Origin of the sequence: Streptomyces sp. NPDC005955 (assembly GCF_042871255.1) — a bacterium.
In the GTDB taxonomy this organism is placed as follows: Bacteria; Actinomycetota; Actinomycetes; order Streptomycetales; family Streptomycetaceae; genus Streptomyces.
This window is the reverse complement of record NZ_JBIAIF010000023.1, coordinates 29,029-41,921: the sequence shown is the minus strand read 5'-3', so window position 1 is coordinate 41,921 and position 12,893 is coordinate 29,029. Positions and strand designations below refer to the sequence as shown.

11 protein-coding genes are annotated in these 12,893 nt (G+C 72.5%); 9 read left to right on the top strand and 2 right to left on the bottom strand.

The features are described 5' to 3' along the window. Positions 1 to 1,402 (bottom strand): HAD-IC family P-type ATPase (locus ACFYOU_RS32690; RefSeq protein WP_391310834.1); only part of this gene is annotated, 1,402 nt, incomplete at its 3' end. A 1,176-nt stretch (positions 1,403 to 2,578) separates the two neighbouring features. On the opposite strand from ACFYOU_RS32690, the gene ACFYOU_RS32685 reads away from it, so the two are divergent. The 5 genes from ACFYOU_RS32685 (at position 2,579) to ACFYOU_RS32665 (ending at position 6,343) form a co-directional block, all read left to right on the top strand. After that, complete coding sequence (locus tag ACFYOU_RS32685; protein WP_389764182.1) at positions 2,579 to 3,448, top strand: lytic polysaccharide monooxygenase; 870 nt, start codon at positions 2,579 to 2,581, stop codon at positions 3,446 to 3,448. Between the two features lie 255 nt (positions 3,449 to 3,703). After that, the gene (locus tag ACFYOU_RS32680; RefSeq protein ID WP_391310831.1) at positions 3,704 to 4,162 is read left to right on the top strand and encodes a MarR family transcriptional regulator; all 459 of its coding nucleotides are present in this window, start codon (positions 3,704 to 3,706) and stop codon (positions 4,160 to 4,162) included. 7 nt (positions 4,163 to 4,169) lie between these two features. Further along, a complete protein-coding gene (locus tag ACFYOU_RS32675; protein ID WP_389764186.1) occupies positions 4,170 to 4,994 on the top strand; it encodes an ABC transporter ATP-binding protein in 825 nt (274 codons plus the stop codon). After that, the gene (locus ACFYOU_RS32670; RefSeq protein WP_389764188.1) at positions 4,954 to 5,799 is read left to right on the top strand and encodes an ABC transporter permease; all 846 of its coding nucleotides are present in this window, start codon (positions 4,954 to 4,956) and stop codon (positions 5,797 to 5,799) included. The genes ACFYOU_RS32675 and ACFYOU_RS32670 overlap by 41 nt, the downstream gene beginning before the upstream one ends. Before the next feature lie 124 nt (positions 5,800 to 5,923). Next, entirely contained in the window at positions 5,924 to 6,343 is a 420-nt protein-coding gene (locus ACFYOU_RS32665) for a hypothetical protein (RefSeq protein WP_391310828.1), read from the top strand. Positions 6,344 to 6,667: 324 nt separating this feature from the next. Here ACFYOU_RS32665 and ACFYOU_RS32660 read toward each other — a convergent pair whose 3' ends face one another. Next, positions 6,668 to 7,516, bottom strand: a complete 849-nt coding sequence (locus tag ACFYOU_RS32660; protein WP_391310826.1) for a helix-turn-helix domain-containing protein — start codon at positions 7,514 to 7,516, stop codon at positions 6,668 to 6,670. A 138-nt stretch (positions 7,517 to 7,654) separates the two neighbouring features. Between ACFYOU_RS32660 and ACFYOU_RS32655 the strand changes: the two genes are divergently transcribed. From ACFYOU_RS32655 to ACFYOU_RS32640, 4 genes are all read left to right on the top strand, one after another. After that, positions 7,655 to 8,890, top strand: a complete 1,236-nt coding sequence (locus ACFYOU_RS32655) for an MFS transporter (RefSeq protein WP_391310824.1) — start codon at positions 7,655 to 7,657, stop codon at positions 8,888 to 8,890. Positions 8,891 to 9,827: 937 nt separating this feature from the next. Beyond that, positions 9,828 to 9,965 (top strand): hypothetical protein, encoded by a 138-nt coding sequence (locus ACFYOU_RS32650; protein WP_391310822.1) that lies wholly within the window; start codon positions 9,828 to 9,830, stop codon positions 9,963 to 9,965. A gap of 16 nt (positions 9,966 to 9,981) precedes the next feature. After that, on the top strand, positions 9,982 to 11,178 hold the full coding sequence (locus ACFYOU_RS32645) for an isochorismate synthase (protein ID WP_391310820.1): 1,197 nt from the start codon (positions 9,982 to 9,984) through the stop codon (positions 11,176 to 11,178). Further along, positions 11,175 to 12,782, top strand: coding sequence for an AMP-binding protein (locus tag ACFYOU_RS32640; protein WP_391310818.1), 1,608 nt, complete (start codon positions 11,175 to 11,177; stop codon positions 12,780 to 12,782). Before ACFYOU_RS32645 ends, ACFYOU_RS32640 begins: the two co-directional genes overlap by 4 nt. Positions 12,783 to 12,893: the final 111 nt, after the last annotated feature.

Sequence of the window (12,893 nt, the reverse complement as noted above, 5' to 3'; positions counted from 1 at the left end):
CGTCCACGGCGACCAGCAGCGGGGTGCCGCCGGACGCAGCGATGGAGTCGGAGGACCGACCCGCCTCGGCGGGGACCGTGCCGCCCCGTACCCGCACCCACCGGATCACCTCGGTCGCCGCACCCTTGCGGATGCGGTGCACGGCGTCGTCGCCCGACCGGAGGTCGACTCCGCTCATCCTGGTCTGCGCGCTGAACCGGATGAACCGGGCCCGGCCCAACTCCCCCGCGACGGGCTCGCACATCCCGTGCTTCCACCGGGCGAGGGCGACGACCGACCGCCCTTCCGGGGTCTCGTCGGCCAGGGAGGCCCACTGCGCCGCCCTGGCGAGGGACGGTTCGTCGACACCGGGCAGGGCGACGAAGTCGACTGCCTCGCGGTTGCCGAGCGTGATGGTGCCGGTCTTGTCGAGCAGCAGGGTGCTGATGTCGCCCGCCGCCTCGACGGCCCGGCCCGACATGGCGAGGACGTTGCGCTGCACGAGTCGGTCCATGCCGGCGATGCCGATGGCGGAGAGCAGCGCCCCGATGGTCGTCGGGATCAGTGTGACCAGCAGGGCGACGAGGACCGTCGTGGACTGGTCGGCACCCGCGTAGGCGGCCATCGGCTGGAGGGCGAGGACCACGAGGACGAACACGGTCGTCAGGGCGGCGAGCAGGATGTTGAGCGCGAGTTCGTTCGGGGTCTTCTGCCGGGAGGCGCCCTCGACCAGGGCGATCATCCGGTCGATGAAGGAGTGCCCGGGGCGCGCGGTGACGCGTACGACGATGCGGTCGGAGAGCACGGTGGTTCCTCCGGTGACGCCCGAGCGGTCACCGCCCGACTCCCGGATGACGGGTGCGGATTCGCCCGTGACGGCCGATTCGTCGACCGCCGCGACACCGTCCACGACCTCGCCGTCCGCCGGGATCGGTTGACCTGCCTCGACGAGGACGAAGTCGAAGGGTTGGAGGGCGGTGGCGGAGACGGTCTCCACCTCCGCGGAGGAGAGGTGCGTGCCGATGCGCCAGTTGTTGCGCAGCCGCACCGCGACGGTGTTCGTACGGGCCCGGCGCAGGGACTCGGCCTGGGCCTTTCCCCGGCCTTCCGCGACGGCCTCCGCGAGATTGGCGAAGATCACGGTCAGCCACAGCCAGACGCTGATCACCCAGGCGAAGACGGAGGGGTGGACCAGGGCGGACAGGGTGGTGAGGACCGACCCGGCGGCGACGACGAACAGCACCGGGTTCCGCGCCAGGGCCCGCGGGTGCAGCTTGCGCAGGGCGGCGGGGAACGACGTCAACAACTGCGCGGGATCGAACAGGCCGCTCGTCCCCCTGCGCCGGGCCGCCCGTCGGTGACCGCCCGCACCCCCGGGAGGCCGGGAGGTGGCCGGTGCCTGCTGACGGGTGGCTGGAGACATGGCGAGAACCTTCCGACGGGAAGAACAGCCACCGGGGCCGGGCGAGCGGCACGGGGCGAGGGGAGCCGTTGCGTCGTGCGGCCACCGGAGGAAGCCGGGGCGACCGTACGACCGCACGGGGAAGGCGAACGGGAGGACGCCGCCACGTGCTCGGTCGCACGGGCGCGCCGACCGTCGTCATGCCACTCGCGCGCGGTCCGGTATCGACCGAGGGGGAATCTAGGCCAGGCGGTGGGGCCGGAACCGTTGTCCTGCCGCGGAATTGACGGCCCCCTGACAGTGCGCAGGATCGGACGTCAAGCCCCCGTCAAGGCGGGGGCGGCGAGCGTCAGGGAGCCGTCAACGGGCCGCGCGGGCACGAGGGGGCGCAGTCAGGGACGTGCACGGGGGACGACCGCCGCGGCCGGGGAGACCGAGGTGCAGAGCGGTACGGCGCGATCGCGAGGGTCGGGGCCGCGACGACGTCGGGACCGCCGCGCACACGGTCCCGCTTCGGCAGCACCGTCCTGGAGCACCTGAGGATGCGGGCCGCCGGGGCGTGGTCGGGGCGGCGGACGCGCAGCCGCGACCCGTGGGCGACCGATCCGGCCCGGGGAGGACGGGACGCCGGGGCGCTCCGCGCGTCGAAGGGGGGCCACGGGGAGTGACGGCGACGGGCGGTCCGGGAATCCGTAGCGGGCCCGTTCACCCGCCCTTCCCTCCCGGGACGCAATCCCTGCCACGGGCAGTAGTCGTTCCGCACCCCGCTACGGTTCCCCAAGGGCGCGTTTTCGTGCGGCGGAACACGGCGGGCCAGGAGTCGGTCCCGGTGCACGGACGGGAAGTCGCCGAGGTTCGTTCCGTGTCCGCGTACCACCTTCGCAGCCGTGTTCGCGCAGGTCGGGATGTGAACAAGGCTGACGCTGAAGGTGGTTGGCGTATCGTGTTGGGGCGGCGCGGAGACCGACCGGCCGGCGGTCACGGCTCGGCACACTCGGCCGCTGGTGCCATCGCCGCCCGGCCCGTGGTCACTCCGGGTAGTGAAGAATCCTTTCTGCGGCGGCCCGCGCGAAACCCCTTGCTATTGGTATGTACCAATGCGATCCTCGGTGCAGATCACCGGCCCAACACCCCACGTATGGGCCGGTGTTGCCACGACCCTCCCGACGTCCCCTACACGTACGAGAGTGAGCCACTATGTCTGCCACCCGCCGCCGCCTCGCCGCCGCCTCGGTGGTCGTGTCCGCCGCGACCTTCGTCTCCCTGGCGCCCTCACCCGCGAGCGCGCACGGCTCCGTCTTCGGTCCGGTCAGCAGGGTGAGTGCCTGCTTCGCCGAAGGTCCGGAGACGCCGAAGTCCAAGGTCTGCAAGGACCTCATCGCCGACTCGGGGTCCCAGCCGCTCTATGACTGGAACGAGGTGAACATCGCCAACGCCAACGGGAAGCACCAGGAGATCATTCCCGACGGGAAGCTCTGTTCCGCCAACCGTGTGAAGTACCGCGCCCTGGACTGGGCCCGCACCGACTGGCCCGCCACGGCGGTGTCCGCGGGTTCGTACAACTTCAACGTGCGGATCACCGCGGCGCACCTGGGCACGATGACGATGTACATCACCAAGCAGGGCTTCGACCCGACGAAGCCGCTGAAGTGGTCGGACCTGGACCCGACCCCGGTGGGCAAGTACGCCACGCCGCGCGCCAGCGACAACGGCTACTACAAGTTCACCGGCGCCCTCCCCGCCCGTACCGGCCGTCACATCGTCTACAAGGTCTGGCAGCGCCACGACAGCCCCGAGGCGTTCTACGGGTGCTCGGACGTCACCTTCGGCGGCGGGGGTGCGTCCGCGGCCAAGGCTCCGAGCGAGGCGAAGATCGACGCGGGTGCTTCGCGCTCGACCGTCAGCCACGCGGGCCACGGCGGGGACGAGCAGGCCCCCGCACCGGTCTCCGCCGAAGCGCAGTCCACCGGCTCCCCGATGGCCGGAGCCCTCGCCTGGGGCGCGGGCGCCGTCATGTTCGCCGGGGGCGCGTTGTACTTCGGCCGCGGCCGCCGTCAGACGAACTGACCCGGCTTCCCGACGGTGTGACACCACCATGAACGCTCCCCTGAGGGCGTCGTGGTGACGCGGACTCGTTCCGCCACGGCCTTCGTCTTGGTCCCGTGCTTCAGAGGTCGAAGCGCGGGACCGGGCGGAGGCCGTGTTCACGTCGGTCGAACGAGACCCGGAGCGGTGGGGCCGGGCGCGCCCGCGCGGCACCCTCCGGCCAGCAGCCGGGTAGCGATCACCCGATTACCTCTCACCGAGAGGTAATATGGGAGTATGTCCGATATGGGGCTTGCCGAGGAGTTGGGGGAGCTGCTGGTCGGTGTGAACCGGCTGACGCGCCGCAAGCTCCGCGGCGGCCTCGTGGACCCGCCCCTACCGGTGGCCCAGGCCGAACTGCTGCGACTGGTCCGGTCGAACCCCGGCATCCGGGTGTCCGCGGCGGCGCGGGAACTGCGGCTCGCCGGCAACTCGGTCTCGACCCTGGTCCGACACCTCACCGGCCAGGGCCTGCTGGCGAGGGAACCCGATCCGCGGGACCGCCGGGCGGCGCTGCTCCGCGTCACCCCGCGGGCCGCCCGACGGCTGCGGGACTGGGACGAACGACGGGCCGGCATCTACCGGGAACAGTGGCAGCGGCTCCCGTCCCGGGACCGCGACGCCCTGGCCGCCGCCGTGCCGGCGCTGCGCAGACTCGCCGCGCAACTCCACGAGGAGACGCACCCAGGGAAGTGACCCGGCCATGACCGACAACGCCATCGAGTGCACCGGACTCGTCTACCGTTTCGGTGCCACCCGTGCCGTGGACGACGTGGACTTCACCGTCGCCGCCGGTGAGGTCTTCGGACTGCTCGGCCCCAACGGCGCCGGCAAGACCACCACGATCAGGGCGATCACCACCCTGCTCCCCGTCCCGGCCGGGATGATCCGGGTCTTCGGGCACGACGTGACCCGGGCGAAGATGGCCGTGCGGCGGCTGATCGGCTACGTCCCCCAGCAGCTCTCCGCCGACGCGGGCCTCACCGGACGCGAGAACGTCACGCTCTTCGCCCGGGTGTACGACGTGCCGCGCCGGGAGCGTGCCGACCGGGTCGTCCGGGCCCTCGACGCCGTCGGACTCGACGAGGTGGCCGACCGGATGGCGAGCACGTACTCCGGCGGGATGGTCCGCCGCCTGGAACTCGCCCAGGCACTGGTCAGCTCGCCCGGGCTGCTCATCCTGGACGAACCGACCATCGGCCTCGACCCGATCGCCCGGACCAGCGTCTGGGAGCGGCTGAACGAGGTGCGCACGGCCACCGGAATGACCGTACTCGTCACCACCCACTCCATGGACGAGGCCGCTCAGCACTGCGACCGCCTCGCCCTGATGCACCGGGGCACGATCCGCGCACTCGGCACCCCGGACCACCTGACGTCCCGACTGGACCGGCTCGCGCCGGCGGAACACCCCGCCACCCTGGAGGACGTCTTCCGCCACTACGCCGACACCGGTCTCGACGACCGCACGGGAGGCGAATTCCGCGATGTGCGCAGCACCCGTCGTACGGCGTCCCGCCTCGGCTGAACCGCACCCCCACCCCGTCCGGCCCACCCGGGTACGCACCGGCTGGACCGTGCTCCCCGCCCGAGTGGCCGCGATGTGCACGGTGGAGCTGCAAAAGCTCCGCCACGACCGGACCGAGCTGTACACCAGGGCGATACAGCCCGCGCTCTGGTTGCTGATCTTCGGCGAGACCTTCACCCGGATCCATGCGATCCCCACCGGGAGCGTTCCCTACCTGGACTTCCTGGCGCCGGGGATCATCGCCCAGTCCGCCATGTTCATCGCCATCTTCTACGGCATCCAAATCATCTGGGAACGCGACGCGGGCGTGCTCAACAAGCTCCTCGTCACCCCCACCCCGCGGGCCGCCCTGGTCACCGGCAAGGCGTTCGCCGCCGGGGTGAAGGCGCTCGTCCAAGCCCTGGTGGTGATCCTGATCGCCGCCGCCCTCGGCGTGGCCCTCACCTGGAACCCCCTGCGCCTGGCGGGCACGGCCCTGGTGGTGGTGCTGGGATCGGCGTTCTTCGCCTGCCTGTCGATGAGCATCGCCGGCATCGTGCTCACCCGGGACCGATTGATGGGCATAGGTCAGGCGATCACGATGCCGCTCTTCTTCGCCTCGAACGCGCTCTACCCGATCGCGCTCATGCCCGGCTGGCTCCAGGCGGTCAGCCGGGCCAACCCACTGAGCTACGAGGTCGACGCGCTCCGCGGCCTCCTCATCGGCACCCCGGCCCACCTGCCGCTCGACTTCGGCGTGCTGTTCCTCGCGGCGCTCGCCGGCATCTGCTGCGCCTCGGCGCTGATGGGCCGCCTCGCCCGTTAGGTCGCGCACCGCACCCCGGATGCCGTACTGCGCCCCGGCCCGGAGGCGCCGACCGGCCCGGGGCGCAGTACCGTCGCAGAAGAGCCGCAGCCGGGTGCCCGGCAGCGTAGGAGGTGCGCCCAGGATGGACGCGGAACGTGCCCGTCGCATGGTGGAGTCATTGCGTGCCCGTGGCGTGATGGCCCATCTCGTGGAAGCAGGGGTCTACGAGTTCGGCATCCGTGTGGTCCTCGACAGCGGGATCGAAGCGCTCTGGGACGTCGACGGAGCGGCCGGGCTGGACGCGGAGATCGTCGACCAAGGGGTCCTCATCGGCTTCGTCCCCCACGTCCCGGGCTCCGAGAACTACACGGAACAGCAACTCGTGGACAGCATCGCCGCGACGGACTACTCGACGGAAGGGCTTCACCCACCGACGGACGGCCCACCCCCGGAGCCGGGCCGCACCGCGCCACCCGTCGGCGCCGGCCCCTCGCATCCCGAAGTGCCCCCGGTCCGAAGTCGCCAGCGCCGCGCCCACTGGATCAGACGGCGCCAGCGGTGACGGTGCGGTGCCCCGAACCGCGCGCACGCACCAGCGGCGGGCGGGACCCGGTTGCGCGAGGGACATCGTCGTGCCCATCGCGTCGGACCCGGCCCGGCACGACGCCCACGACGCCCACGACGTCCGAGACTCTTCGACCGCTGCCTCGTAGCTCTCCTCAAGAGCCGCCTTGAGACGCACTGGTACGGCACCGGACAAGCGGTCTAACCGGATGCGGACGGTCTTCACCACCAGGGGCTCCACCGCCGGTGCTGCCGAACGGGTGGGCATCGCCGCGTCGGCGTGCCTCTGTTGGATCGGGTGAGGCGGGCCGGCGCCCCCTCGTCACCGGCTCCCCGTGCCGTGCGATGCGACGCCGTTCCCGTAGCGTCCCGCGAGTCGGTCGACGGCCCCGGCCGTCTGGTCGTCCGCGGGGAGGAAGACGACGAGTTGCTGCTCGTCCCCGGGCAGTTCGAACGTCTCGCGGAGCAGCCGGAGTCGGTGCCCCGTCGGGTGGTCCAGTCGCAGGACGCCACGGGGTGGCACCACATGGCGGTGCAGCCGGTCGGTGAAGTCGGGTCCGGCGACGGGGGCGAGTTCCCCGGTGAGCCACTCCAGGTTCTCCAGGGACGGCGCCCGCCACAGGTCGAAGGTCTGCTCGTCCGCGACGTCGTCCCAGTCGACGAAGAACGTCCGGGCGCGGGGGTCGGTGAACAGGTAGTGGTTGAGGTTCGGACGTGCGGCGTCGAGCAGCCCGGTCCCGCTGGTGGTCGACTGGTAGCCGCTGGTGCGGGCGAGGACGTCGCCCAGCCGGTTGGTCACGATGGCGATGCCGGGTTCGAGGAGGCGGAGCGTCCGCACGACGGACGGTCGCACGTGCCGGGGCGGCGGCACGGGCCTGATGCGGACGGAGCACACATCACCGGTGATCTTCGCCACGTACCGCAGATGCGTGTGCTCCGCGGGGTCGAGGCGGAGCGCGTCGGCGAGTGCGTCGATGATCGTCGGCGACGGGTTGCGGTCGCGGCCCTGTTCGATGCGGGCCAGGTACTCGACGCTGATGTCGGCCCGGGCGGCGAGGTCCGAGCGGCGCAGACCGGGCGAACGGCGGCGGCCGTGGCCCGGCAACCCGAGGGACTCCGGCTGGACGCTGTCGCGTTTGGCGCGGATGAAGTTCCCCAACGGCGTTGCCACGCCGCTAGGTTACCCGCCCCGCCGCCGAGGCCCCGGTGCCCCGGTCTCGCCCGCTCGCCCGGTGCTGAAGGTGGCCCTTCGGGGGCCAGCCTCAGCACGGCCTCGTTCTCCGCCCGGTGCGGCCCGACGATGACGGGCATGGAGAACAGGTCGACACGGCGGTCCGGTCAGGCGTTGTTGGTGTGGGGGCTGCTCGTGGTGGCGGCCAATCTGCGGGCGAGCCTGACCGGTGTCGGGCCCTTGCTGGACCAGGTGCAGGGCGATCTGGGCTTGGTCCCCGCCGTGGCGGGCCTGCTGAACGCGCTGCCGTTGCTGGCGTTCGCCGCGCTGTCCCCGCTGGTGCCCCGACTGGCCGCCCGATGGGGTCCCGAGCGGCTCCTCGGGGGCGCGCTCGTGGTGCTGACCACGGGCATCGCGGTCCGGTGGGTGCCGACGGCCAGCGCACTGTTCGCGGGTTCCGTGCTGATCGGGTCGGGCATCGCCGTGGGCAACGTGCTGCTGCCGAGTCTCATCAAGCGCGACTTCCCCACGCGGGTGGGACTGCTGACCGGCGCCTACGCCACGGTGATGGGCGGGGTCGCCGCAGTGGCGTCCGGGGTGGCGGTGCCGATCGGTGCGGTCGCCCCCGGCGGTTGGTCCACCGCGTTGGGCTCCTGGGGCCTGCTGGCACTGGTGGCCGTGCTGCTGTGGCTTCCCCAACTGCGGCGGGCCCCGCAGCCGGCTCCGCAGGCGAAGCGCGGACACCGGTTGCCCTGGGGCTCCGGACTCGCCTGGGCGGTCACGGCGTTCCTGGGGCTCCAGTCGCTGGGCTTCTACGTCGTCGTCACGTGGTTGCCCGAGCTCCTCCAGGACAACGGCGTCAGCGCGGCCCGTGCGGGATGGCTGCTGTTCCTGCTCCAGGCGGTCGCACTGCTGACGAGCCTGGCCGTGCCCGGTGCGCTGCGGTGGGCGCGTGACCAGCGCGCACTGGCGGCGAGCTGCTCGGCGGTCCTCCTCCTGGGCTACCTCGGACTCCTCCTGGCGCCGGGCCGGGCGTTGTGGTGGAGCGTCGTCCTCGGACTGGGCGGCGGAGCCTGCCTCGTGCTCGCGCTGGCGTTCCTCGGTCTGCGTGCTCAGGACGCGACCGGGGCGGGTGCGCTGTCGGCGATGGCGCAGTCGATCGGCTATCTGCTGGCCGCCGTCGGGCCGGTGCTCTTCGGGCTGCTGCACACCGTCAGTTCCGGCTGGCGTGCGCCACTCGCCCTGGTGTGCCTCGCTGCCGCTGCCCAGACGGTCGTGGCGCTGGTCGCCGGCCGGGGCACCGTGCGGTCCGACGACGGCCGGGCACCCGGCCGCGTTCCCCCGGCGTCGGAGCGCGCCCCCTCGTCCGGGTGACGGGGAGGGGTGTACATCGAGAGGTGTACGCCCTCGACGCCCCGGCGTCGGCGCGCGTCGGTGGACCCGTAGGACGCAGAGCAGGTCCGCGCCGAGTTCCACCGTCCGTCGCCGGTCGCGTACGAACACGGCTTCCGGGAGGGCCGGCAGGCCCTTGCCCCGGTCCGTCCGCACGACCGGGACTGCACGTCGGGTTCTCCTGCCGGCTCCGTGGCCCTGCGCCGTCCAGGACGAGGTGGGCACATCGTCCGTATGGCCACAGGCAGGTGGTCGGGCGAGGTCGTGCGCCGAGCGGTCGAGCAGGTCACCGTGGCGGACGGCCATGTCGTACCGCAGGGTGAACCGGGCTCCTCGGGTGCGACGTGCCCCGGGTCGGATCAGCGCCCGTCGACGCGCTCACCCATGCCCCGCACGGGTCGTCGGCGCGCTATTCCCCTTGATCTTAGCGAGATATGACGAGCCGTCATATGTCACGGAGTCATGAAGGGTACGGCTCGCCTTGCGTATGTCGACGTCTCTGATTAGGTTAGCCTTACTTTAGTGAACGAGGGGGGGATACATGCTTGCCCGGAACGGGGGGAGAGCGGGCTCGATCGCGCTGGTCACCGGAGCCGCCAGCGGAATTGACGCCGTCGTCGCCCATGGCACGGACGGCCCGGCGGATGCCGTGAAACGCCCCGACGGCCGGGCCGCCCCCTTCGCCACCGACCCGGCAGGCAGGCGGCCGGTGCCACGGTGTGGGGCCGCCGAGCAGAAGCCGACCGACAACTCCTCCTTGTACCACCGGCGTTGTGGACGCCCGCTGCGAACCGGTCCGCCGACCGGCACCGTACGGGCGGGCACGTCCCGGCTCGACCGACACCCCGCTGCGGCGACCCCCGCAGTCGGACGAGAACGACCCCGCGCCGATGAGCGCGGGAACCCCGAACAGTTCCTGGTGGGCATCACGCTCGGCTGCGACGCCGAGCCGGCCGGCATCACTGACGCCGCCGCGCCGCTGCCGGCTTCCGGCCGGATCCGGTGCACCACCCCGCAGAACGTGTTCGTCGACGGCGGCGCGACCCCGCGCGCCTGAGGAAGGAATCGCTGACGTGTCCATATCCGCGCTGGTGCGCCCGAGTCCCGTGTACCGGGCGGCCGACCTGCTGGCCGCCTACCTGCCCGGCTCGCTGTTCTTCTCCTCGCCCCGGGGAACACTGCTCGCCGACGGCGTACACGCCCGGGTCCGGGCCGAGGACGGGCGGCACGCACGGGCCGCGGCCGAGGCGCTCGACGCGGCCGCCGCTGCGGGGGTGGTCGAACCCATCGTTGCCGGGGCGGTCGGATTCCGCCCGTCGGCCACGACCGGCCTCGTGGTGCCCTCCGTGGTGCGGCGCGCCGAAGCCCCGGCAGGCGTACGCGCCCCGGACGCCGAGTCCGGCACGTCGTGGACGGTGACACCGCGCCCCGAGGCCGCGCGCTACGCCGACGGAGTGCGCCGTGCACTGGAGTTGATCGGCCGCGGCGACCTGGACAAGGTCGTCCTGGCGCGTTCCCTGGAGCTGACCGCCGACGCCCCGGTGTGGGTGCCCGCGCTACTCGCCCGACTGGTACGGGCGGACCCGGCCGCGTACGGCTTCGCCGTCGACGTCACCGCGCCCGGCGACCCCGCCCCGCGCACCCTGGTCGGAGCCAGCCCCGAACTGCTGGTGTCCCGCCGCGGCACGACCGTGGTGGCCAATCCGCTGGCGGGCTCGGCCCCCCGTTCCGGTGACGAGGCGGTGGACCGCGAACGGATCGCCCGGCTCCGCGCCTCGACCAAGGACCTGGGTGAACACGCCCACACCGCCGCACAGGTGGCCGAGGTGCTCGGGCGGTTCTGCGTGGATCTGGACGTCCCCGCGGAGCCCGAGGTGATCGGCACGCCGACCATGTGGCACCTCTCCACGCGCATCAGCGGACGGCTGGCCGATCCGACCGACCCGGCCGGCTCGGCACTGGGGTTGGCCGAGGCACTGCACCCGACCCCCGCCGTGTGCGGGGTGCCCGGGGCCGGAGCCCTCGCCGCCATCGCGGACCTGGAGCCGGAGGACCGCGGCTACTACGCCGGGATGGTCGGCTGGACGGGTCACGGGGGCGACGGCGAATGGGCCGTCACGATCCGCAGCGCCGAGGTCTGGGACCGGACGGTGCGCCTGTTCGCCGGAGCCGGGATCGTCGCCGGCTCGGACCCCGCCGCCGAACTGGCCGAGACGGGCGCCAAATTCGGCACGCTGCTGCGTGCGCTCGGACTGGAGGACGCGGCATGAGCGTGGACCACGTGGCCTGGCCGCCGGAGGTCGCCGCGCGCTACCGGGCCGCGGGGCACTGGCGCGGGCAGACCTTCGGGGCGCTGCTCTCCTCGCTGGCCACCGAGCACGCCGGCCGGACCGCCGTCGTGGGCGGGGACAGCCGATGGACCTTCGCCGAACTGGACGAGCGGGCCCACCGGATCGCGGCCGGCCTGATCGACACCGGTCTGGCGCCCGGCGACCGGGTCGTCCTCCAACTGCCCAACATCCCGGAGTTCTTGCCGGTGGTGTTCGGGATGTGGCGCGCGGGCGTACTGCCGGTGTTCGCGCTGCCTGCGCACCGCCGCACCGAACTGCTGCACTTCGCGACGCACAGCGAAGCCGCCGCGATCATCACCGTCGGCGAACACGAGCGCCACGACCACGCCGCGACCGCCCGCACCGTCGCGTCCCAAGTGGACTCCGTACGCCAGGTGTTGGTGCTCGGAACGGATGAGTTCACCGACCTCGCCGCAACTGCGCCGCGCGAGCTGCCCGACCCCGATCCGGAGGGCGTCGCGTTCCTCCAACTGTCCGGTGGGAGCACCGGATTGTCGAAGCTGATCCCGCGCACCCACGACGACTACCTCTACAGCGTCCGCGAAAGCGCCCGGATCTGCGCCCTGCGTCCCGACAGCGTCCACCTGGCCACGCTGCCCGTGGCGCACAACTTCCCGCTCAGTTCGCCGGGGGTGCTGGGCGCGCTGTACGCGGGCGCCGCCACGGTCATGGCGCCGCGACCGGACGCGGACACCGCGTTCCGGCTGATCGAGGCCGAAGGAGTCACGATCACCGGGGTGGTGCCGCCGTTGGCCGCCGCCTGGGTTCAGGCCGCGGCCCGCACCGAGCGGGACCTGTCCTCCCTCGAAGTCCTGCTGGTCGGCGGGGCCAAGTGCGGGCGCGAACTCGCCGAACGGATCGGCCCGGCCCTGGGCTGCCAGCTCCAACAGGTCTTCGGCATGGCCGAAGGGCTGGTCTGCTACACGCGCTTGGACGACCCGGAGGAGGTCGTCCTGGGCACCCAGGGCAGCCCCATCTCCGACGACGACGAGATCCGCGTCGTCGACCTGCACACCGACGTCGACGTGGCGCCCGGCGAGACCGGGGCCCTGCTCACCCGCGGCCCCTACACGATCCGCGGCTACTACCGGGCCGCCGAGCACAACGCCACGGCGTTCACCGCGGACGGCTTCTACCGCACCGGTGACCTGGTGCGGCGCAGCCCCTCGGGACGACTGGAAGTCGTGGGGCGGGCCAAGGAACAGATCAACCGGGGCGGGGAGAAGGTCGCGGCCGAGGAGGTCGAGGACCATCTGATGGCCCACCCGAGCGTGCTCGACGCCGCGGTGGTCGCCGTGCCCGACCCCTACCTCGGCGAGCGGATCTGCGCCTACGTCGTGCCCGCCACGGACGTCGTGCCCACCGGGCTGGAACTGCGCACCTTCGTCCGCGAACGCGGGATCGCCGCGTACAAGGTGCCCGATCTGGTCCAGGTCGTCGAACAGTTCCCGGTGACCGGCGTCGGCAAGACCAGCAAGCGTGAGCTGCGGGCGGCGCTGGCCGCCCTCGCCCGGAAGGAGTGACGAGCGTGTCCCTGCCCGAGACCCGGCCGTACGCGCCGCCCCTGACGGCCGAATGCGCCTCCGCCCCGCCCGCCCCGTCCACTCCGTCTGCGTCGTCCGCACCGATTCCCG